The 19,176-nt window shown below is 62.0% G+C and carries 19 protein-coding genes and 1 pseudogene; 11 read left to right on the top strand and 9 right to left on the bottom strand.

The annotated features are described in order from the left end of the window. Nucleotides 1-147: 147 nt before the first annotated feature. Entirely contained in the window at nt 148-828 is a 681-nt protein-coding gene (locus P3T43_RS12810) for a cation diffusion facilitator family transporter (protein WP_429281414.1), read from the bottom strand. Nucleotides 829-1,106: 278 nt separating this feature from the next. Further along, the gene (locus tag P3T43_RS12805) at nt 1,107-2,537 is read right to left on the bottom strand and encodes an MFS transporter (protein WP_429281413.1); all 1,431 of its coding nucleotides are present in this window, start codon (nt 2,535-2,537) and stop codon (nt 1,107-1,109) included. Nucleotides 2,538-2,917: 380 nt separating this feature from the next. Between P3T43_RS12805 and ahpC the strand changes: the two genes are divergently transcribed. The 4 genes from ahpC to motB all read left to right on the top strand — a co-directional run bounded on the left by ahpC (nt 2,918) and on the right by motB (nt 7,559). Next, nucleotides 2,918-3,481 carry an alkyl hydroperoxide reductase subunit C gene (gene ahpC, locus P3T43_RS12800; protein WP_429281412.1) on the top strand — a complete coding sequence of 188 codons (564 nt, stop codon included), beginning with the start codon at nt 2,918-2,920 and terminating at the stop codon, nt 3,479-3,481. A gap of 168 nt (nt 3,482-3,649) precedes the next feature. Then, the gene (ahpF, locus tag P3T43_RS12795) at nt 3,650-5,251 is read left to right on the top strand and encodes an alkyl hydroperoxide reductase subunit F (protein WP_429281411.1); all 1,602 of its coding nucleotides are present in this window, start codon (nt 3,650-3,652) and stop codon (nt 5,249-5,251) included. A 445-nt stretch (nt 5,252-5,696) separates the two neighbouring features. Then, nucleotides 5,697-6,566, top strand: coding sequence for a flagellar motor stator protein MotA (gene motA / locus P3T43_RS12790; protein ID WP_429281410.1), 870 nt, complete (start codon nt 5,697-5,699; stop codon nt 6,564-6,566). 12 nt (nt 6,567-6,578) lie between these two features. Beyond that, the gene (motB, locus tag P3T43_RS12785; RefSeq protein WP_429281409.1) at nt 6,579-7,559 is read left to right on the top strand and encodes a flagellar motor protein MotB; all 981 of its coding nucleotides are present in this window, start codon (nt 6,579-6,581) and stop codon (nt 7,557-7,559) included. A 38-nt stretch (nt 7,560-7,597) separates the two neighbouring features. Here the strand turns inward: motB and P3T43_RS12780 are convergent, their stop codons facing one another. From P3T43_RS12780 to P3T43_RS12770, 3 genes are all read right to left on the bottom strand, one after another. Beyond that, a complete protein-coding gene (locus tag P3T43_RS12780) occupies nt 7,598-7,786 on the bottom strand; it encodes a hypothetical protein (protein WP_429281408.1) in 189 nt (62 codons plus the stop codon). Between the two features lie 263 nt (nt 7,787-8,049). Next, on the bottom strand, nt 8,050-8,463 hold the full coding sequence (locus P3T43_RS12775) for a DoxX family protein (protein ID WP_429281407.1): 414 nt from the start codon (nt 8,461-8,463) through the stop codon (nt 8,050-8,052). A gap of 39 nt (nt 8,464-8,502) precedes the next feature. Continuing rightward, nucleotides 8,503-9,228, bottom strand: a complete 726-nt coding sequence (locus tag P3T43_RS12770) for a pirin family protein (RefSeq protein WP_429281406.1) — start codon at nt 9,226-9,228, stop codon at nt 8,503-8,505. 195 nt (nt 9,229-9,423) lie between these two features. Here P3T43_RS12770 and P3T43_RS12765 point away from each other — a divergent pair, with 195 nt between their 5' ends. Beyond that, nucleotides 9,424-10,314, top strand: coding sequence for a LysR family transcriptional regulator (locus P3T43_RS12765; RefSeq protein ID WP_429281405.1), 891 nt, complete (start codon nt 9,424-9,426; stop codon nt 10,312-10,314). 82 nt (nt 10,315-10,396) lie between these two features. Here P3T43_RS12765 and P3T43_RS12760 read toward each other — a convergent pair. After that, a pseudogene (locus P3T43_RS12760) lies at nt 10,397-10,687 on the bottom strand (LytTR family transcriptional regulator); the annotation flags it as partial. Between P3T43_RS12760 and P3T43_RS12755 the strand changes: the two are divergent. The 4 genes from P3T43_RS12755 to P3T43_RS12740 all read left to right on the top strand — a co-directional run bounded on the left by P3T43_RS12755 (nt 10,688) and on the right by P3T43_RS12740 (nt 13,684). Then, nucleotides 10,688-11,647, top strand: coding sequence for a vWA domain-containing protein (locus P3T43_RS12755; protein ID WP_429281404.1), 960 nt, complete (start codon nt 10,688-10,690; stop codon nt 11,645-11,647). Then, complete coding sequence (locus P3T43_RS12750) at nt 11,644-12,186, top strand: XdhC family protein (protein WP_429281403.1); 543 nt, start codon at nt 11,644-11,646, stop codon at nt 12,184-12,186. Before P3T43_RS12755 ends, P3T43_RS12750 begins: the two co-directional genes overlap by 4 nt. Beyond that, nucleotides 12,173-12,340, top strand: a complete 168-nt coding sequence (locus P3T43_RS12745) for a hypothetical protein (RefSeq protein WP_429281402.1) — start codon at nt 12,173-12,175, stop codon at nt 12,338-12,340. Before P3T43_RS12750 ends, P3T43_RS12745 begins: the two co-directional genes overlap by 14 nt. A gap of 540 nt (nt 12,341-12,880) precedes the next feature. Then, nucleotides 12,881-13,684, top strand: coding sequence for a MipA/OmpV family protein (locus P3T43_RS12740; protein ID WP_429281508.1), 804 nt, complete (start codon nt 12,881-12,883; stop codon nt 13,682-13,684). A gap of 115 nt (nt 13,685-13,799) precedes the next feature. On the opposite strand, the gene P3T43_RS12735 is transcribed toward P3T43_RS12740, so the two are convergent. Beyond that, on the bottom strand, nt 13,800-14,282 hold the full coding sequence (locus tag P3T43_RS12735; protein WP_429281507.1) for a hypothetical protein: 483 nt from the start codon (nt 14,280-14,282) through the stop codon (nt 13,800-13,802). Between the two features lie 1,054 nt (nt 14,283-15,336). Between P3T43_RS12735 and P3T43_RS12730 the strand changes: the two genes are divergently transcribed. Then, the gene (locus P3T43_RS12730; protein WP_429281401.1) at nt 15,337-15,603 is read left to right on the top strand and encodes a hypothetical protein; all 267 of its coding nucleotides are present in this window, start codon (nt 15,337-15,339) and stop codon (nt 15,601-15,603) included. A gap of 564 nt (nt 15,604-16,167) precedes the next feature. Here P3T43_RS12730 and P3T43_RS12725 read toward each other — a convergent pair. After that, entirely contained in the window at nt 16,168-16,368 is a 201-nt protein-coding gene (locus P3T43_RS12725; RefSeq protein ID WP_429281400.1) for a hypothetical protein, read from the bottom strand. A gap of 27 nt (nt 16,369-16,395) precedes the next feature. Next, entirely contained in the window at nt 16,396-16,755 is a 360-nt protein-coding gene (locus P3T43_RS12720) for a hypothetical protein (protein ID WP_429281399.1), read from the bottom strand. Between the two features lie 294 nt (nt 16,756-17,049). On the opposite strand from P3T43_RS12720, the gene katE reads away from it, so the two are divergent. Next, nucleotides 17,050-19,161, top strand: a complete 2,112-nt coding sequence (gene katE, locus P3T43_RS12715; protein ID WP_429281398.1) for a catalase HPII — start codon at nt 17,050-17,052, stop codon at nt 19,159-19,161. Nucleotides 19,162-19,176 lie beyond the last annotated feature (15 nt).

The following is a 19,176-nucleotide window of genomic DNA, read 5'->3' as shown; positions in this document are numbered from 1 at the left end:
GCAGCAGACCTAGCCCGGTAGAGCGGGCTAGTAGTAGGAGGGATAGCAGGGTCTGTGCGCGGAACATGGGCGTAATAGGATCACAAACGGCGCCGCGAGTCAAGCGCAGCGTGTTTCGTGGAGTGCGACGATAGCCTTCCTGCGCACTCATGTTCCATGTCCTGGCGCGTTGCCGAGCGGGCGCGCGGACAGATCTTTCAGGGCCGCCCAGCAGTTGTTGTAGCCCATCAGCAGGATCATCAGACCGATCACACCGGCGGCGACGTGATCCAGCATCGCGAGGCCTGCCATGCTGCCGACGATGCCTAGCGTGGCAAGCAACGCGGACAGCGCGTCGAGCCGCGCGTGCCACGCGGTGGCCAGCAGCACACCCGAGTGCGAACGCAGCGCTTCTGAGCGCATGTAGCGGAACAGCGCTTCCTTGGCGAGCATCACGAAGATGGCAACCAAGAGCGCGCTTGCACGGACGGTTGCGCTGGCCGTCAGGAGGGTGGCCGGCCCGATGCTATGCCACAGCATCTCGCCGGCGGTGGCGATCAGCAGCATACCGATGAACAGCGAGGCGAGCGTGGCACCCAGGCTGCCTTCGACACTGCCGGCACGTCGACTGGACGCAGCGGCGCCGACCAACAGCATGGCAATGACGACGCCGTCCGCCGCGAGATCGCTGAGTGTATGAATGCCATCCGCCACTAGGCCATCCGCATGAGCGAGCAGGCCGACGACGATCTGCATCGCCATCAACGCGGCATTCAGCATGGCGCTCACATAGGCCGCCTTGAACACACGGCCGCCTGACTGGCGGGGACGCTCTGACGGCGGTGGCATGGGGTGGACTGGTTTGGAGTGATGCCTGCAAGTTAGCGGTCGAAGGTTGCGGGGATATGACAGCGCGGCCGAGCCTCTGAGTCCCACGTGGGTACAAGAAAATCGGCTACACGCAGATTCCAGCTGGAGATCGCGCTCATTCAGCGCAATGGCCAGCGTTCCGGTGGAAGGGTCTCGATGACCGGAGCGGTAGAAAGACGCAGGTGGAGGTTACCTGGATCCTGTTTGTGAGCGCGTGTCCAACGCGCTCTCGCGCAACCCCTTCGACATTCACGCTCTCACGACGCATCCTGCCGCCTCGAGCCACCGCCTACGCTGCGGCCCGCGTCGCGGGCCATCTGCCAGTATCCCCACATCGATACGAGCGTCAGCAGGCCGGCACAGAGGAAGGCGATGCGGAAGTCGTCCAGCGTAAAAACGCGGCCGGACAACTCGCCGTTGAACACCGCCGCGCCACGGAGGGCCACCGCGCCAAAAGCGATGCCGAGGCCGATGGTCATCTGCGCCGCGGCGCTCCAGAGCGTGCTGGCAGCGCTCATCTGCGGCTGCGCGACGTCTGCGTATGCCAGGGTGGCGAGCGTCGAAAACTGCATCGAGCGCGCCACGCCGTAGACAAACACCACGATCAGCACCCACGCCAGCGGCGACGCCGGTGTTAGCAGGCCACAGGCGATCGTGAAGAGGCCGGCCACCGCGACGTCGACGATCGACACGATACGAAAGCCAAAGCGTTGCAGGATGCGGGTGGTCAGCGCCTTCATGCCGAGGTTGCCGACGGCGCTCGCGAGCAGCAATAGCCCCGACTTGAACGCGGACAGTCCGAAACCGATCTGGAACAGCAAGGGCATCAGATACGGCACCGCGCCAATGCCGATGCGGGTGAACGAGCCGGTCACGATGGTCACCGAGAAGGTGGGAATCCTGAGCGTCGACACGTCGATCAGCGGGTGCGGGTGGCGTTGGGCATGACGGAAGGCGACGAACCCGAGCGCCAGACCCGCCGCCACGAAAGCCGCCGCAATCCACGGACTCTCGCCGGGCTGGCTGGCGAGTTCGGCGCCATACAGGACGGAGGTGAGGGTGGCCGCGCTCAGTACCAGACCGACGAGGTCGAGCGGGCGGCGTTCGCTGCCGCGCAGATTCGGCACCCACGCAACCACCGCGGCCATCACCGCGATACCGAACGGCACGTTCAGGAGAAAGATCCAGCGCCAGTTCGCATACGTCGTGATGAAGCCGCCCACCGGCGGTCCGACAACCGGCGCCACGATCGCCGGCCACGTAATCGTGGAGATGGCCTGCATCAGCCGCGCCTTTTCGGTGCTGCGCACGACGATCAACCGGCCGACCGGCACCATCATCGCGCCGCCGATGCCTTGCAGCAAACGCGCGGCCGTGAACTCCGTGACGTTTTGCGACATCCCGCACAGCACCGATGCAACCGTAAACACGCCGATCGCGCTGAAGAACACCGTGCGTGAACCGCAGCGGTCGGCCACCCAACCGCTCACCGGAATGAAAATCGCGAGCGCCAGCATGTATGCGGTCATGCCGAGGCTGAGACTGTTCGGGCCGACGCCAAACGAATGCGCCATTTGCGGCAGAGCCGTCGCGATCACCGTGGTGTCGAGATACTCCATGAAGAAGGTCGCCGCGACGATATACGGCAACCAGCCGATGAAGGACGGGCGTGCCTGGGTGGCGGTCATCGCACCCTCTCGGGCGAGCGGCCGGGCCATTGCGCGCAGCGCGGGGCAAACCGCCGGTGCGCGTCGTAATGCTGGTGTCGATTCATGCTGTTACGGCTTCCTCTCAAAGCGTGTCCCATCTCCAGTATCGCCGCGCAAATCATGGGCGAAGGCGGTGTCAATATGGCGGGAGAAGCTGCAAGTATTGCCCAGGAACGGTAAAAACCGCTTTCAAAGCCGGTGATTTTTTTGAACGGCGGCCGGAAACCCCCGCCGGCACGGGCTTCGTCTGAATATAGCCAATAGCAATTGCGTCGATATATACAATCAACTTTTTCTATTAAGCGTCCTGCGACATACTGTCTTCACTTTCTCAACCACGTAACAAGAGGACGCAGCAAATGCCGATCATCAACAGCCAAGTCAAACCCTTCAAGGCAACCGCTTACCACAACGGCGACTTCCAGACCGTCACGGAAGAAAGTCTCAAAGGCAAGTGGTCCGTGCTCGTGTTTTACCCGGCTGATTTCACGTTCGTCTGCCCGACCGAACTGGGCGACCTGGCCGATCGTTACGCCGAATTCAAGAAGCTTGGCGTGGAAATCTACAGCGTCTCGACCGATACGCACTTCACCCACAAGGCATGGCACGACACCTCGGACACGATCCAGAAGATCCAGTACCCGATGATCGCCGATCCGACGCTGGCTATCTCGCGTAACTTCGATGTACTGATCGAAGAAGAAGGCATGGCACTGCGCGGTACGTTCGTGATCAACCCGGAAGGCGAGATCAAGCTGTGCGAGATTCACGACAACGGCATTGGCCGTGACGCCGGCGAACTGCTGCGCAAGGTGCAAGCCGCGCAATACATCGCAGCGCATCCGGGTGAAGTGTGCCCCGCCAAGTGGACGCCGGGTGCTGAAACGCTGACTCCGTCGCTCGACCTGGTCGGCAAGATCTAAGCAGACTCGCTTAGCTCTACCTGGCAGTATCGCATCACACGCCTCTTGCAGGCGTCTCTCTGGTGCGGGCCGCATCGTGCCATGTCATGCATGCGGTCCGCGCGTCTGCTCGCCACACGCTGCGGTGGCGCCCGGAGCTCCCACTCTCGTCACGGAATTCGAATAGTCATGCTGGACGCCAATCTCAAGACTCAGTTGAAATCGTACCTGGAAAAAGTCAGCCGGCCGATCGAAATCGTTGCCTCGCTCGACGGCAGCGCCAAATCGCAAGACCTGCTGACGTTGCTCGCAGACATCGCGACGCTGTCGGAGCGCGTGACGGTGATCGAACGGCGCGACGACGATCAACGCAAGCCGTCGTTTTCGATCGGCGAGCCGGGTAAAGACACGGGTATCCGCTTTGCCGGCATTCCGATGGGACATGAATTCACCTCGCTGGTGCTCGCGCTGCTGCAGGTGGGCGGTCACCCCATCAAACTCGACGACGCGGTGATCGAACAGATCCGCGAACTGGACGGCGACTATCAGTTCGAAACCTATTTCTCGCTGTCATGCCAGAACTGCCCGGAAGTCGTGCAGGCCCTGAACGTGATGGCCTTGATCAACCCGCGCATCCGCCACGTGGCGATTGACGGCGCGGTATTCCAGAACGAAGTCGAAGCACGTCAGATCATGGCCGTGCCGACGATGTTCCTGAATGGCGAAGTGTTCGGCCAGGGTCGCAGCGGCGTAAAGGAAATTCTCGCCAAACTTGATACGGGTGCCGGCGCGCGTGCTGCCAAGCAATTGGCGACGAAGCCAGTATTCGATGTGCTGATCGTCGGCGGCGGCCCCGCGGGCGCGGCCGCGGCAATCTACGCCGCACGCAAGGGCATCGCGACCGGTGTGGTCGCGGAACGCTTCGGCGGACAGGTGCTCGACACGCTGGCAATTGAAAATTTCATCTCCGTTCAGGAGACCGAAGGACCCAAGTTCGCCACGGCGCTTGAGCAGCACGTGAAAAGCTATGAGGTCGACATCATGGACGTGCAGCGCGCCGAAGCGCTGATTCCGGGCCGCATCAACGAAGTTCATCTCGCGAACGGTGCGGTGCTGAAGGCGAAAACCATCGTGCTCGCCACCGGTGCGCGCTGGCGTCAAATCAACGTGCCGGGCGAGCACGAGTATCGCAATCATGGCGTCGCCTACTGCCCGCACTGTGACGGTCCGCTGTTCAAGGGCAAGCGCGTTGCGGTGATCGGCGGCGGCAATTCGGGCGTCGAAGCGGCGATTGATCTGGCGGGTATCGTGCGTGAAGTAACGCTGCTCGAATTCGGCGCTGAACTGCGTGCTGACGAAGTGCTGCAACGAAAGCTGCGCAGCCTCGCCAACGTTACCATCGTGACGCAGGCCCAGACCACGGAAATCACCGGCGACGGCAAGAAGGTCAACGGCCTCGTCTACAAGGATCTGCGTTCGGGCGAGATCAAAAAGGTCGAACTGGAAGGCGTATTCGTGCAGATCGGTCTGGTGCCGAACACCGAGTGGCTGAAGGGCACGGTCGAACTATCGAAGCACGGCGAAATCGTGGTGGACGCACGCGGTGCGACTTCGGTGCCTGGCGTGTTCGCCGCGGGCGACGTGACGACGGTGCCGTTCAAGCAGATCGTCATTGCGCTGGGCGACGGCGCTAAGGCATCGCTAGCTGCCTTCGATCATCTGATCCGCAGTAGTACAGACGATGAAGCGGAAGTCGCGGTCGAAGAAGAAACTGCGCTCGCCGAGAGCTAAATCTTGCTCGTGGACGGCCGGCGGCTGTAGCCGGACCGCTGCCCGCTGTATGACAACGAAGCCCGCCTTTGCGCGGGCTTCGTTGTTTTCAGCGACTGCTTTATTGACCGGACGATCACTTCCGAGCCGCGGGGCTAATATTTTTTCCCGCTCAAGAAATTGTTCGCGCTGCCGACAATAAAGCTATTAACCGGCTGGAACATTCGCTTGCTATCGGGGAAAGCCTGGTTCAAGTCAATCGAAACCGCGTCGTTATCAGGTGGGTGGCCCGCATTTATTGCGTTTGCGCCGACCGCGAACATCGAGTCTTGCCGGACAGGCGCTGTCACAGGCGCGTCGGCTCTGGTGCGGATTGTTGAAAAGGGGGAGCACGAGTGACGCTGAAACAACAAGGCCCAGCGTTGTCGTGCAGACGTTTGGATCCGCGTTTGAAAACGGAGATGTCATGTTTGTCGCAATCGGTTGGGTATTGGTGCTGGGATCGGTCATTGGGAGTTTTGTGGGCGTGGGTGGGCATCTGCCTGCGCTGGTTCAACCATTCGAACTCCTGTGTATTTTTGGCGCGGCAATTGGCGCGTTCGTCGTCAGCAATCCGGTCACCACGCTCAAGAAGACGCTCAAGAGTATTCCCACCTGCTTCAAGGGCGGTGGCTACACCAAAGAGAAATATCTCGAACTGATCGCGCTGCTCTATGAGCTGCTACAAAAGGCGCGTAAAGAAGGCATGATGTCTCTGGAGGCCGATGTCGATGCGCCAGAACAGAGTGTGCTGTTTCAGAAGTATTCGCATGTTCTGGAGGATCATCATCTGCTCGACTTTATCGTCGACTATCTGCGCATGATGTCGAGCGGCAACGTCAACGCGCTCGAAATGCAGGATCTCATGGACGAGGAGCTCGAGACGCATCACGCCGAGGCCAACGTGGCCGCCAATGCGATCCAGAAAATGGCCGATGGCTTGCCGGCGTTCGGGATCGTCGCCGCGGTAATGGGCGTGGTGCATACGATGGGCTCGGTCGGCGCGGCGCCCGCTGTGCTCGGCGAAATGATCGCCGGCGCACTGGTGGGTACCTTCCTCGGCATTCTGCTCGCCTATGGATTCGTCGGCCCGCTCGCCGATCTGCTCAACGCCAAAGGACGCGCCGCGGCCAAGCCGTTTCAGTGCGTCAAGGCTGTGCTGCTGGCGTCGATGAGCGGCTATGCGCCGCCTGTCTCCGTCGAGTTTGGCCGCAAAGTGCTCTTCACCGCCGACCGTCCCAGCTTCAAGGAACTCGACGACGCGGTCCGCGCAACCAAGCTGCCCAAGGCAGCGTGATCGAGAAGCAGCATGGCTGAAAACCGTTCGAGCAGTGGGGCACAGGAAGCCTCCGCGCCAATCATCGTGCGGCGTCTGCGCAGGGGCGCGGCGCACGAGGCGCATCATGGCGGCGCCTGGAAAATTGCCTATGCCGACTTCGTCACCGCAATGATGGCGTTCTTCCTGCTGATGTGGCTGCTGTGCTCGACCTCGAAGTACGACAAGCAAGGCATCGAAGACTATTTCAACACGCCGCTTTCGACCATGCTGGGCGGCAAAGAGGGCACTGGTTCGGCGCGGCCGAGCGTGGTGCACGGCGGTGGCCGTGACGCATCGGACAGCCGGCCGGGCGTGGCACACAAGAGTCAGGCGCAGCCTGCCAGGCCGTCGGTCAATCCGCCGCCGCTGCAGGTGGACGCGCAGCGGCTCGCGCAACTCAAGGCGAAAATTAGCGCCCTGATCGAACAAAGCCCTGCGTTGAGGGCGTATAAGCAGCAGATCCGCGTGGCGATTACCGACGAAGGTTTGCGCATCGAGATCGTCGATTCACTCAAACGGCCCATGTTCGCATCGGGCAGTTCGAAACTGGAAGATTATGCGGTGACGATTCTGCAGCAGATCGGGGCGTCGCTTAACGACGTCGACAACCGCGTGTCGATTGCGGGACATACGGATGCCGTACCTTACTCGGGCGGCACCGCGGGCTATTCGAACTGGGAACTGTCCAGCGACCGCGCCAATGCAGCGCGCCGCGCGCTGGTGGCGGGAGGTCTGCGCGAAGACAAACTGCTGCAGGTGCGCGGACTAGCCGATGTGTTACCACTGGACAAGGATGTCCTGGACGAACCGATCAACCGGCGCATCAGCGTTCTCGTGCTGAACAACGCGGCAGTGCAGGCATTTTTCCGCGACGGCGGGCGCACCACCGTGGATGAAGCAACAGCCGCGAGCGGCGTCTTGCCGGCAGTCCTAAACAAGCAGAGTGCGGGGGAGAAAGCCAGCGCGCGGTAAAGCTGCGCGCACGCCGTGCCCTCTGAAGACCTGGGTCATCACGCTTCGTGACGTTCAGGCTGTTCGACCGGTACGGCAAATTCATCTGCCATCGAGGCACACACCGCATCGGCGAAACGCTGTAACGAAGAGAGCGATCCGCTCACGCTGTGATAGGTTTCGCGGCCAATCCGGGCATCGAGCAGAATCTGCAAACCGGCTGCCCTGGCAATTTTCACGATATCCACGGCCGTCTCCTGATTAAGCGGCGTGCAGACTGCATTCCCGTTCTGATCGAACCATCGCGTCGGGCGGTGGTTCATTTTCAGCAGCGGGGCTACGTATTGGCGGTGGCTTCGCTGAAAGCCACGTCACCATCGTAGTGGAGCAAGACGTCTCGCGATGATGCGAACAGCGGGCAATAACCGAGGCAATTCGCTTGTTCGGTTTTGCCCGCATTTTCAAACCGCCGCTTCGAACAGTCGAGTGACTGAGCGGCGCGATTCCGGCTTCACTTCCTGTCGATCGAATACTTGCCCGGCCCGGTCACGACCAGCAGCAGCAAGCCGCCGATAATGCTGACGTTCTTGTAGAAGTTGATCATGTTCATGTATTGCTCCGCGCCGCTCATGGTCCAGTAATGGTGAGCGATCAGCGCCGTACCGAACGTGTAGAGCGCGAGCAGTAACGCCAGCGGCCGGGTATAAAAGCCGACCACGATTGCCACGCCCACGACAAACTCCATCACCACCGCGATGATCGCCGACACCTCGGGCATCGGCGCGCCGGTTTGCGTCATATAAGCCACGGTGCCGGAGAAGCCGGTCAGCTTCGACCAGCCGAACAGCACGAACAGCAACATCAGCAAAATGCGGGCGACGAGGATCAGTTCGTCCTTGCGGGTTTCAAATAGTGTGTAGCGCATGATGGGTTCCAGTGAATCAGGTTTGTGGTTATGAAGGGCTCAAGCCCACAGTTCGGACATCTCAATGTTGCGCAGGTCGAACACCAGCACTTCGGCGTCGTGGCCCTGCGTGAACGTCAGGAGCTGTTCGTCGCGGACCCGTGCGCCGTCGCCTTCCCCGAGCGTCACACCGTTCACGGTGATGCTGCCGCGCGCCACGTGGATGTAAGCATAGCGATCCGCCGCCAGTTCCACCTGTGCGCTTTCGTCACCGTCGAGCAAACCGGCATAGACGCGCGTGTCTTGTTGCACCTGCAGCGACTCGTGCGCTCCGTCCGGCGAGATCACGAGGCGCAGCTTGCCGCGTTTTTCCGCCGTGCCGAAGTGGCTTTGCTGATAACGCGGCGGCGTGCCTTTGGTTGCCGGCGCAATCCAGATCTGCAGGAAATGCACGGGCTCGGCCTTCGAGTGGTTGTATTCGCTGTGGGCGACGCCTGTGCCCGCGCTCATCAACTGGATATCGCCGGGCACGATCACCGAACCGGTGCCCATGGTGTCCTTGTGTTCCAGCGCGCCTTCCAGCACGTACGAAAAGATTTCCATATCGCGATGCGGATGCTTGCCAAACCCTTGCGACGGAGCGACACGATCATCGTTGATCACCAGCAGGTCCGAAAAACCGTTCTGCTTCGGATCGTGATAGCTGGCGAAGGAAAACGTATGACGCGAGCTGAGCCAGCCGTGCTCCGCGCGGCCGCGTTGATTGGCGTGTCTGATTTCGAGCATGGTGTTTCTCCTTGATTGTGCGATCCGGCGAGGGTTGTCGTCCGTGATCCATGAACAGCAGTTTAAGTCAATCAATGCGCTTATAATCGGCTGTAAATCGGAAACACTGTCATAAATGAGTGGACAATCGGCTTCGACGGCGAACCGGCAGCCGCGGGTTCGCGGGCCCTCGGGTCTCGATGAAGGGATACTGCAATGCAACTCGAAGACATGCGGATTTTCGTCGCCACGGTCGACGCCCACAATTTCACCGCCGCAGCCAGTCGGCTGTCGCTTTCCAAGCAGTTCGTCAGCCGGCGTGTCATGGCGCTCGAAGAGGCGCTCGGTGTGCGGCTCCTGATCCGCAACACGCGCAAGCTGGCGGTGACCGAACTTGGTCAGGAGTTCTACGAACGCGCGAGGCGCATCCTCACGGAGGTGACGGATGCCGAGCAGGCCATGTCGCTGCGCCGCGCGTCGCCCCATGGATTGCTGCGGGTCAGCGCGCCGATGTCGTTCGGCATGGTGCATCTGTCGCCGCTGGTGGCGATGTTCCTGAAAAAGCATCCGGATGTGCGCTTCGATATGGAGCTAAGCGATCGCACCGTCGACGTGGTTGGCGAGGGCTTCGATATGGCGATTCGGATCGGCATACTGGCCGACTCGACACTGATCGCGCAAAAGCTGGCCGAAGTGCGCATGGTGGCCTGTTGCAGCCCGCAGTATCTGCGGCGCCGCGGCACGCCTGCCGCGCCGGCGGATCTTGAACGTCACGCTTGCCTGCTGTACGGACATGGCGGCCCGGCAATCTGGGACCTCGTCGAGGATGGGGTCCACAAGGCCGTCGAGGTGCACGGACCGCTGCGCGCGAACAACGGTGAACTGATACGCGACGCCGCCATCGCCGGGCTCGGCATTGCGCGCTTGCCGGACTTCATCGTGTCCGCCGGAATCAAAGCCGGGCAACTCGTCGCCGTGCTGGAGCCGTTTTTGCCGCGCGCGTCGGCGCTCTATGCGGTGTATCCGCAGCATCGCCAAAGCTCGACCACGATTCAGGCCTTCACCGTCTTCTTGCGTGAACAGCTGGCCAAAACGCTGGTTGCATGAGCCGCTCAGAAAAACGCTGCGGCCTGGGCCACCCCGAGCAATTCTTTCAGATGCGCGGTTTTGGAGCGGCTAACCGGCACCCCGTCACATCGTAGAAGATCATGCAGGTGCCGCACGTGCCGCAGGGACCGCTCATGCCGCTCATCCTCGAGACCTTGATCATCAGGATGCGGTCGGGGATGTTGATCATCATCGCCAGCGGCGGCGATTTGACCTGACAACCGCCGGCGTCGCGCGAGTGCAGCAAAACGCGTAACTGGTCGCGGCTTTTCTCGGGGTGCAGCTGCACCACGTCGATGCCGAACAGCTTGTCCTGATCGACCCCGAGCGACTGCTCGCCGGCTGGCCCCAGGATCTGCAACGCGACGTCGTTGTGTTCGAAGCCTATTTTCTCGCGCTGAATCGCCGCAAGCTGGCCGAGTCGCGGGCAGGCGGCGCCGGCCGGCTTGAAACCGGCGACAGCGCCGGGCAGCGCGACGCGAGTGACGGGTTGCCGCTCGGCCTCGATGGTCCTGGTGCGGGCGATCCGGAGCAGGCGGCAGGCAAGACGGCCGAGCAGGGCGCGTCCGTTATAGCGTCGCTCGCGCATGCGGACTTCCGGCATCTGAACCGTCCCGACGAACGGTTTGCCATCGACGCCGCGATCCGCCGTTTCGCGCAACGCTTACAGGGCATCCAGTTGCGCCGCGAACAGCGCGCCAACAACGGGCGTGTCGTCGATATGGCGTGGACGATCCGCCGCAGCGTCTCGCGCGGCGGCATGCCGCTCGAACTCGGCTGGCGGCGCAAACGGCGCCAGCGGCCACGCATCGTGTTGTTGCTGGATGTGAGCCGCTCGATGAGCCTGTACAGCTTTTTCTATCTGCGGCTGGCGCGCGTGCTGAGCGCGCGGGTTTCGGACGTGCACTGCTTTATTTTCCATAAGCGTCTGGTGGGCATCGAACAGGCCTTGCGCGACCCCGACCCGTGGCGGTCGCAGGAGCGCTTGCAACTGCTTTCAGCGGGCTGGGCCGGCGGCACGCGGATTGGCGAGAGCCTTGGCGAGTTCAATCGGCAGTACGCAGCGAAGCTGCTGCACGCGCGCACGGCGGTCGTGGTCGTCAGCGACGGCTACGACGCCGGCGACCCCGAGTATCTGCAGCAGTCGCTTGCCGCCATGCGGCGCCGTTGCCGCTGTCTGGTATGGCTCAACCCGCTCGCGAGCCGTGCTGATTTCACCTCGGCCAGCGCCGGCATGCAGGCTGCGCTGCCGTTTATCGATCTGTTGGCGGGCGGCCGTGACCTCGCGAGTCTCGAACGGGTGCTGCCTCAAGTGTTGTCCGCCCTCCAATGAGCACGGCTACCGTCGACACCCTGCTGCAACTCGAGCAACAACTCATCGACCGGTCCGAACCGTTCGCGGTGGCGACCGTGATTCGCGCCGGGCCGCCGACGTCCGTCTGGGTCGGGGCGCAGGCCCTGATCGACGGTAACGGGGAATTGCACGGCTGGATTGGCGGGGGCTGTTCAAGAGCCATTGTGATTCAGGCCGCCCAGCAGGCGATTCGCACCGGGCAGCCCAAGCGCGTGCGCATCAGTAACGAACTGGAGGCGTCCGTGCTGGCCCAGCGGGTCGGCTTGCGCGTGAGCGCGGCGGCCACGTTCAGTGCGCCGTTTGCGAGTCTGGGGTTGCGGCACGTCCTGCAAGGCTACGACGCGGCCGCATTCGACAGCCTCAAACCGCAACTGATTCTGATCGCCACGCAGGGCGACAACGACGAGGATGCCCTCGAAGCCGCGCTCCGCAGCGAGGCGCGCGGTGTGTTGATGGTCGCGAGTCGGCGCAAGGCGGACAAGCTGCACGAGACGATGCGCGCGCGTGGCATTGGCTGAAAGCGCGACCCCGGCGAGCGGCGAGGCGGTGCCCGATTTGCCGCCGTGCGAGGCGATGACGTCGGAAGAGCCGCGCGTTGCCGGCGCGCGCTACGTCAACCCGGTGTGCGGCATGGCGGTGGATATCGCATCGCCACGACCGGTTCACCACTGACATGGATACGCCCGAAGATTACGAGCAGATTCTGGCGCCTCTCGCTCAACGGCCGGCTGTGCCCACACACTAGATTCGTCTGGCCCCCGCTGCGCGCCGGGAGCGATGCGCGGCGTGCAAACCTGTCATGCCCAACGCATTGGTTCAGCGGTTGCCGCGCCGCACGGCCTGCTTTGCTTTTCGCCAGCGAGCCTTCCCGCGACCGTTCAGGCCCGGATATTGCGATTGTCGACCCAGCGAGAAGTGAGCGGTGGAGAATGGGCCTGCGGATCAGCGGAGCTTTCGCGGACAAGCGGCAATCAACCCCAGTCAACACCGACTCACACCTCCCCGCCGCTGAAGTAATTACATGCGAGAGCATGCCCGCGTGGCAGTCTTTACAGGCTCGCAGGCGGCTTCGGACGGCGGGCAATCGATGCATTCGCAGCCAACGCGATCGGAGGATGGGTGTTGAACAGACGTATCAAGCGAATAACGCGTTGCCGCGACCACGTCGCCATCGCCGTGTCTCCGTGGCTCGCGGCGGCCACTGTTGCCGGCATGGCGGTAATGCCGGCACCGGCCCGCGCGCAAACGCCGGCGCCGCTGCAGGAATGGCAATATTCCGCCGGCGTCCCGCTGGAAAAGATGATGGCGCCGCAAATTCCCACGTGGCAAGTCGCGGTCGGTGCCGCGGCGGCGTTCCAGCCACGCTACGACGGTGCGGACCGGTATCACTTCGAAGGCGGCCCGAGCGTCGACATCCGCTATAGCGACCTGTACTTTGCCTCGACGGGTGAAGGCTTCGGCGCCAACGTCGCGCAGGGCGAGAACTGGCGGATCAGCCTCGCCGCGGCATACGACCTCGGACGACGCGGCCAGGACGACGACGAACATCTGCACGGCCTCGGCAACATCAACCCCGCGCCCGAGTTGAAGCTGGCAGCCGATTACGTCGTCTCCAAGAGCTTCCCGCTGGTGTTGCGCGCCGATATCCGCCGCAGTTTCGGCGGATCCAATGGCTGGATCGGCGACCTCGGCGCGTATATGCCGCTGCCGGGCAGTTCGAAAACGTTCTTCTGGTTCGCCGGACCGAGCGTGACATTCGCGGATTCGAAGTACATGAATACCTGGTTCGGCGTCAACGACATGCAGGCTGCCGATTCGCAATACCCGGCGTATCACGCGAGCGCCGGTCTGAAATCGGCAGGGTTTGGCGTGAGCGCGATCTGGTTCTTCCAGAAGCACTGGTTTGCCGCGTGCGACTTCGCGCTGGAACAACTGGTCGGCAGCGCGGCGCGCAGTCCGGTCACGCAGCGTTCGTCGAACGGGGTGCTGGATCTGTCGGTCAACTACGAGTTCTGAACCGGCTCAGAGGGATCAGTTCGCCTGAATCCGGTCCGCTATGCGCAGGCGCCAGTTTGGGTCTGCGCACGGCGGGGCGACTGCGTCCCGACCTCATGTGAATCCCACAGCAGACCTAGAAGACCGTGCTGGGCGCTTCGGCGACAACCTGTTTGTGTCCCGCGCGAAGCAGGCCTTCCACCATGCGCGCTTCCGCGCGGGCGATCGTTTCGAGCGATGCAGCGGACAGTTGCGCATCGAAAACCGACAGCGCTGCGCACAGGCGCAGGTACTCGTCGTCGCCGACACTCCAGCCGCTGGCTTGATGCTCGCTGGCGTCGAGCTGGACCATGGCGGCGTGCGCGCTCTCGACGTAATCCAGACCATCAGGTTCGAGGCCAAGCCGGCAGAGTTCCTCCGACACCAGAAAGTGACGGCCGAGGGTCATGAACAGATCCCGCGAACCATGCCCGCGTCGGAACGCGTCGAGCGCGGTGTAGCACTGCAAAAGCATGGCCTGCGTCACGGGTTCGTGCGCGGCGCGACTGAAAGTGAGGGCGCGCAGCAGCGGCGACATGGCGGGCTGGTTGCGTTTGCGGCTTGGCGATTTGTTGGGCATGACGGTTTCAACCTCGTTCTGTAACGCTCGGCCCGCCACCTTGGCGATTTGCATGCGGTGCACCGGCGGGGTAAGAGCAACCTCTGATAGGCGTCGTGTCTGCATCATCGCAAGCAACAATTAAGACAGGCTTAAATCGCAGCGCCGAAAAAGATTGTTACGAAAAGGGACATCGCGCGGCACGTCGACGAAAAAAAAGCCCTGTCCCGCGAGGGACAGGGCTGGACAGGATGGAAGGGTCGTACAAGCGCGTGGAGCTTGCGGACCTGTTCCCACCAGAACAACACTGTTGCACTTCAATACTGCTTGAAACGTGGTCCTTCACCTTCTTTTTGCTGCGAACCCCTGTTGCTTTTATTGCATGTGATGCGAGAAGCGTTGTGATGCTTCAGTAACTGCCACTGCCACTGCCACTGCGCCTGCTACTGCCTGCTACTGCCTGCTACGGACTACTTGAATGGACTGCATTTGCTACGGCCACTACCGGTACTGCACTACAGAACTGCTCTACGGGTACGGTCAAAACAACGCGGGGGAAGACCGCGTATGGGCTTGGTGATTCGTGGTGCCCATGGAAACCAGTGTAGAGAGAAAGAAGCAGAAACGATCCGGCGAAACGAGGGGAATTGGCCGTGCAGTTCAGCGAATTGCCGGTTGAGGTCGAGACGCGCGGGGTTATCGCGTCAACACGGTTTGCGGATGCGGGTTCCGGAGCTTGAAATTGCGGCTCCCTGATCGTTAGTCAATTGATCTGTACACCGTATTAAAGACATCGGGTAAACACTGTATGGCGAGCGCGCGGGGCGACGCTCCACTCATTTCGCGCCTGGCTCATTTGTCTGACGGGCTTATGCGCACTAAAGCGGTGCCGGCAGGATCGAGATGGCGCATGACGCGGCCCCTTCGCCACACAAGCAGGCATTCTTCAAAACTGATGATTTGAGCAAAAGCCCATACGTCGGTCACTTGACCAAAACGGCACAAAACTTGCCTTATGCAGCCACGTGGACTGTCACGCGTCCGCAGGGAGAGGGTCATAAAACGGGAGGACATCATGTTTGAGTCCGCACCTATTACTGCAAGCAAAGTGGTAGACGGGGAAACAGTTCGCGCGGAGTACCTGTGCGATACGGGACGGCTGCGCATTATCGGCGAGCGGGCGGTGCACGCCGAATGGTTTCCACCGCATTCGTGGTTCGCCATCGCGTCGAGTTCAGGGCATAGCCGGTGGGGCACGCGCCCCGACGAAAGAGACCTGCTGCTGCTCATCGACAATTTCATGTACACGGGGCAAAACACCTTTGCCCTGGCGCGGCGCTAACGCCGCCTTGTATTCACGACTAGAATCGAAAGGGATGGCAGCAGAGATATCGGCAACAAGTCGAAGCGCAGGGTGACGCATACCGGTCATCCTCACGCGGGTGATGGACGCAGTGGCCTTGGGCGAGACATGCAGTCTTCGGATGCTCGCTTTTGCCAGGCGGTGGACCGGAATGCCTTAGCGAGAAGTTCTTCGCGGGGAGCCCCCAACCCTGGAAACCGAGAGGCTGGCAGCCATGTTTACCTTTGTGTTTGTTGCTGCAATCGCAGCATTTGTCCCCTACGTCGCCGCACCTACCGTCGCAAACGGGGTAAAGGCCGTTACTGCGCAGCCCTCTGCGGATGCGGGTTTGCAAGACACGCTACCGTCAAGCTACCGAACCCTGGATGCGGCGAACCGGATGCTCGCAGATCAGCGGGAGAATCATGGTCTGGTTTGATATAGAAAGCGAACGGGTGATCGTGAATCCGCGTGCGTGACACAGTACATACGAGGATGCATGCGAGCCCGCATGCAAGACTGCACGCGGGTTCACTTCAACCGCGCTGATTCGCCCTTGACCATTCAGCCGTGACTATCGACCCAGGCCCGAGCCCAATCGAGGCCGGCTAACCGCGCGGCTTCGTCGGTTGCGAAGGTTCCAAGCACGCCCGACCCTTCCACCAGCTTGCTGCCGCGAGTGATGGTGCCGCTGGCTGCGAACCCGTCGCCTTGAACGATGGCGTGGCCCCAGATCGCATAGCCCTGGTAGAGTTCGGGTTCCATGGCGCTACTGTGAATCAGACATTTGCATCATCGCACCACATGGACCGACATGTGGCCGGTGCCGACCTGCAGAACATTGCCTTCCGGCGTCAGGATGCGAGGAATGTCGATAAACCGCGGGCGGGTGGCCTTACGCGTAACGGCGTTACCCTGGGCATGTTTCCCCGCCGAGGCCTTGGCTAATGGGTCCGCGACGCGGCGTGGCGCAACCTTGCCCATGCCGCGCGAGAGCAGCGCAGTCTTGCCCGCCTTGGGGTTGTTGCCTTTACCGGCAGGCTGCCCGATACGCGCTTCAGGTGGATTCCAGACCTCCACATAATGTCCGCCGGCAGTTGCCGTGGATGCCACCGCGAGCATTACCGCTCCCGCGCTCACCAATCGCAGCATGTCGTCTCCATGGATGTAGCCGATATTCACCCAGCGCGCTAAACGCACCCGCATCCCACGCCGCTGCCCACACCAGCCGCTGCGTGGGTCACGCCCAGCAGGCAAGGCTGAAAATACTGTACATGCATACAGGTTTTTATGCAATCCAAGACTTTCCCCAGGAGAAAGTAGCCGACGAAGCGGTTCTAACGGGACGGCGCCAGCCTTGCCTGCATGGGAACACCGCTTGCTGAAATGGATCGTGGCGTCAGGCCGACGTTTTGATTGGCGGCGCTAAACGCAAGGAGTCGTTCCATGGCAAGTAAATCCAGGCAGCAACAGCCCGCACCCCACGCCACGAGCACCGATCCGAAGTCCGAGGATCTCGAACAGTTTCGCCTGCGGCCTGATGGCGAAGCGCTGCGGACCAATCAGGGCGTAAAGATCGCCGATAACCAGAACACCTTGCGCGCCGGTCCGCGCGGCCCGTCGCTGCTGGAAGATTTCATCATGCGTGAAAAGATCACGCATTTCGACCACGAACGCATTCCCGAGCGCATTGTGCACGCGCGCGGTTCGGCCGCCCATGGCGTGTTTCAGGTCTATAAGCCGATGAGCGAATACACCAAGGCCGGCTTCCTGCAGGACCCCGCCGTCCAGACGCCGGTGTATGTGCGATTTTCAACGGTGCAGGGGCCGCGCGGTTCAGCCGACACCGTGCGCGACGTGCGCGGCTTCGCCGTCAAGTTCTACACGCAGGAAGGCAATTACGACCTGGTGGGAAACAACATGCCGGTGTTCTTCATCCAGGACGCCATCAAGTTTCCGGACTTCGTCCACGCGGTCAAGCCGGAGGCACCCAATGAAATGCCGACTGGCGGTTCCGCGCACGACACCTTCTGGGACTTCGTCTCGCTCGTGCCCGAATCCGCGCACATGGTGCTGTGGACCATGTCGGATCGCGCATTGCCGCGCAGCCTGCGCACCATGGAAGGCTTCGGCATCCACACGTTCCGCTTCGTCAATGCGGCCGGCAAGGGGCGCTTCGTCAAGTTTCACTGGCGTCCGGTGCTCGGCGCCTATTCGTTGCTGTGGGACGAAGCCCAGAAACTCGCCGGCAAAGACCCCGACTTCCATCGACGCGACCTGTGGGAAGCCATCGAGCGCGGCGACTTTCCGGAATTCGAGCTGGGTGTGCAGATCGTCGAGGAACAGGATGAACACACCTTCCCCTTCGACCTGCTCGATCCGACCAAGCTGATTCCCGAAGAAACGGTGCCGGTGCAGATCATCGGCAAGATGACGCTCAACCGGAATCCCGACAACTTCTTCGCCGAGACCGAACAGGTGGCGTTTCATCCGGGGCACGTGGTGCCAGGCATCGACTTCAGCAACGACCCGCTGCTGCAAGGACGGCTCTTTTCCTACACCGATACGCAGATCAGCCGCCTGGGCGGGCCGAATTTCCACGAAATTCCGATTAACCGTCCCGTGTGCCCGTTTCAGAACAACCAGCGCGACGCCATGCATCGACAGGCGATCCACGTTGGACAGGCGTCGTACGAACCGAATTCGCTGAACGGCGGCTGGCCGAAAGAGACCGATCCTGCGGACGCTGATGGGGGCTTCGAGAGCTATCACGAGCGCGTCGACGGTACGAAGATCCGCGTGCGGAGCGAGTCGTTCGCCGATCACTTCTCGCAGGCGGCGCTGTTTTATCGGAGCATGTCCGAGGTCGAGAAGGCGCACATCAGCGCGGCTTATCAGTTTGAACTGGGCAAGGTGACGAAACCGGAGATTCGCGAACGCGTCGTCACCCAGATCCTCGCTCACTTCGACGCGGGCCTCGCGGCCGAAGTCGCCGCCGGACTTGGTTTGCCCGCGCCGAAGAAGGGCAATGTGCCGGCTGTGCCGAAACCGGACACCTCACCGGCGCTGAGCCTGCTCAATTGCGGCAAGCCGGGCATCAAGACGCGGAAGATCGCCTTGCTGGCGGCGGCGGGCTCGGACGCCGCGGCGATCGGCAAACTGCAGAAAGCCTTGCGCGACGCAGGCGCCACACCGCTGCTGGTGGCGCCGACGCTCGCGGCAATCGGGTCGCTGCAGCCGGATGCCACGATTGCCGGCATGCCGTCCATCATGTTCGACGCGATCGTGGTCGTCGGTGGCGAGGCCGGGGCGAAGGCGCTCGCGCAATCCGGCGATGCCCGGCATTTCGTGCTCGAAGCGTTCAAGCATCTGAAGGCGATCGCGGCGCTGGGCGCGGGCCGCGACGTGCTGGCTGCGGCGCAGTTGCCAGCCAATGCGGACGGCGTGGCGACAGGCGACGACAAGCAGATCGCCGAGGTGCTGAAGGCGTTCGTCGCGGCGGCGGAGCAGCATCGGGTGTGGTCGCGCGAGGCGCAGGCGGAGTCGGTGCCGGCTTAATTTACCGCCACCGCA

Source organism: Paraburkholderia sp. GAS41, from assembly GCF_050436545.1.
In the GTDB taxonomy this organism is placed as follows: Bacteria; Pseudomonadota; Gammaproteobacteria; order Burkholderiales; family Burkholderiaceae; genus Paraburkholderia.
The sequence above is the reverse complement of the archived record's forward strand: the minus strand, read 5'-3'. Positions and strand labels throughout refer to the sequence as shown.

Excerpts from the sequence above, each read along its gene's own strand:
- motB (WP_429281409.1), top strand. The coding sequence starts at position 6,579 with ATGGCTGAAAACCGTTCGAGCAGTGGGGCACAGGAAGCCTCCGCGCCA.
- katE (WP_429281398.1), top strand. The coding sequence starts at position 17,050 with ATGGCAAGTAAATCCAGGCAGCAACAGCCCGCACCCCACGCCACGAGC.
- P3T43_RS12740 (WP_429281508.1), top strand. The coding sequence starts at position 12,881 with ATGGCGGTAATGCCGGCACCGGCCCGCGCGCAAACGCCGGCGCCGCTG.
- P3T43_RS12750 (WP_429281403.1), top strand. The coding sequence starts at position 11,644 with ATGAGCACGGCTACCGTCGACACCCTGCTGCAACTCGAGCAACAACTC.
- P3T43_RS12775 (WP_429281407.1), bottom strand. The coding sequence starts at position 8,463 with ATGCGCTACACACTATTTGAAACCCGCAAGGACGAACTGATCCTCGTC.
- P3T43_RS12725 (WP_429281400.1), bottom strand. The coding sequence starts at position 16,368 with ATGGAACCCGAACTCTACCAGGGCTATGCGATCTGGGGCCACGCCATC.
- ahpF (WP_429281411.1), top strand. The coding sequence starts at position 3,650 with ATGCTGGACGCCAATCTCAAGACTCAGTTGAAATCGTACCTGGAAAAA.
- ahpC (WP_429281412.1), top strand. The coding sequence starts at position 2,918 with ATGCCGATCATCAACAGCCAAGTCAAACCCTTCAAGGCAACCGCTTAC.
- P3T43_RS12735 (WP_429281507.1), bottom strand. The coding sequence starts at position 14,282 with ATGCCCAACAAATCGCCAAGCCGCAAACGCAACCAGCCCGCCATGTCG.
- P3T43_RS12805 (WP_429281413.1), bottom strand. The coding sequence starts at position 2,537 with ATGACCGCCACCCAGGCACGCCCGTCCTTCATCGGCTGGTTGCCGTAT.
- P3T43_RS12810 (WP_429281414.1), bottom strand. The coding sequence starts at position 828 with ATGCCACCGCCGTCAGAGCGTCCCCGCCAGTCAGGCGGCCGTGTGTTC.
- P3T43_RS12720 (WP_429281399.1), bottom strand. The coding sequence starts at position 16,755 with ATGCTGCGATTGGTGAGCGCGGGAGCGGTAATGCTCGCGGTGGCATCC.
- motA (WP_429281410.1), top strand. The coding sequence starts at position 5,697 with ATGTTTGTCGCAATCGGTTGGGTATTGGTGCTGGGATCGGTCATTGGG.
- P3T43_RS12730 (WP_429281401.1), top strand. The coding sequence starts at position 15,337 with ATGTTTGAGTCCGCACCTATTACTGCAAGCAAAGTGGTAGACGGGGAA.
- P3T43_RS12770 (WP_429281406.1), bottom strand. The coding sequence starts at position 9,228 with ATGCTCGAAATCAGACACGCCAATCAACGCGGCCGCGCGGAGCACGGC.
- P3T43_RS12765 (WP_429281405.1), top strand. The coding sequence starts at position 9,424 with ATGCAACTCGAAGACATGCGGATTTTCGTCGCCACGGTCGACGCCCAC.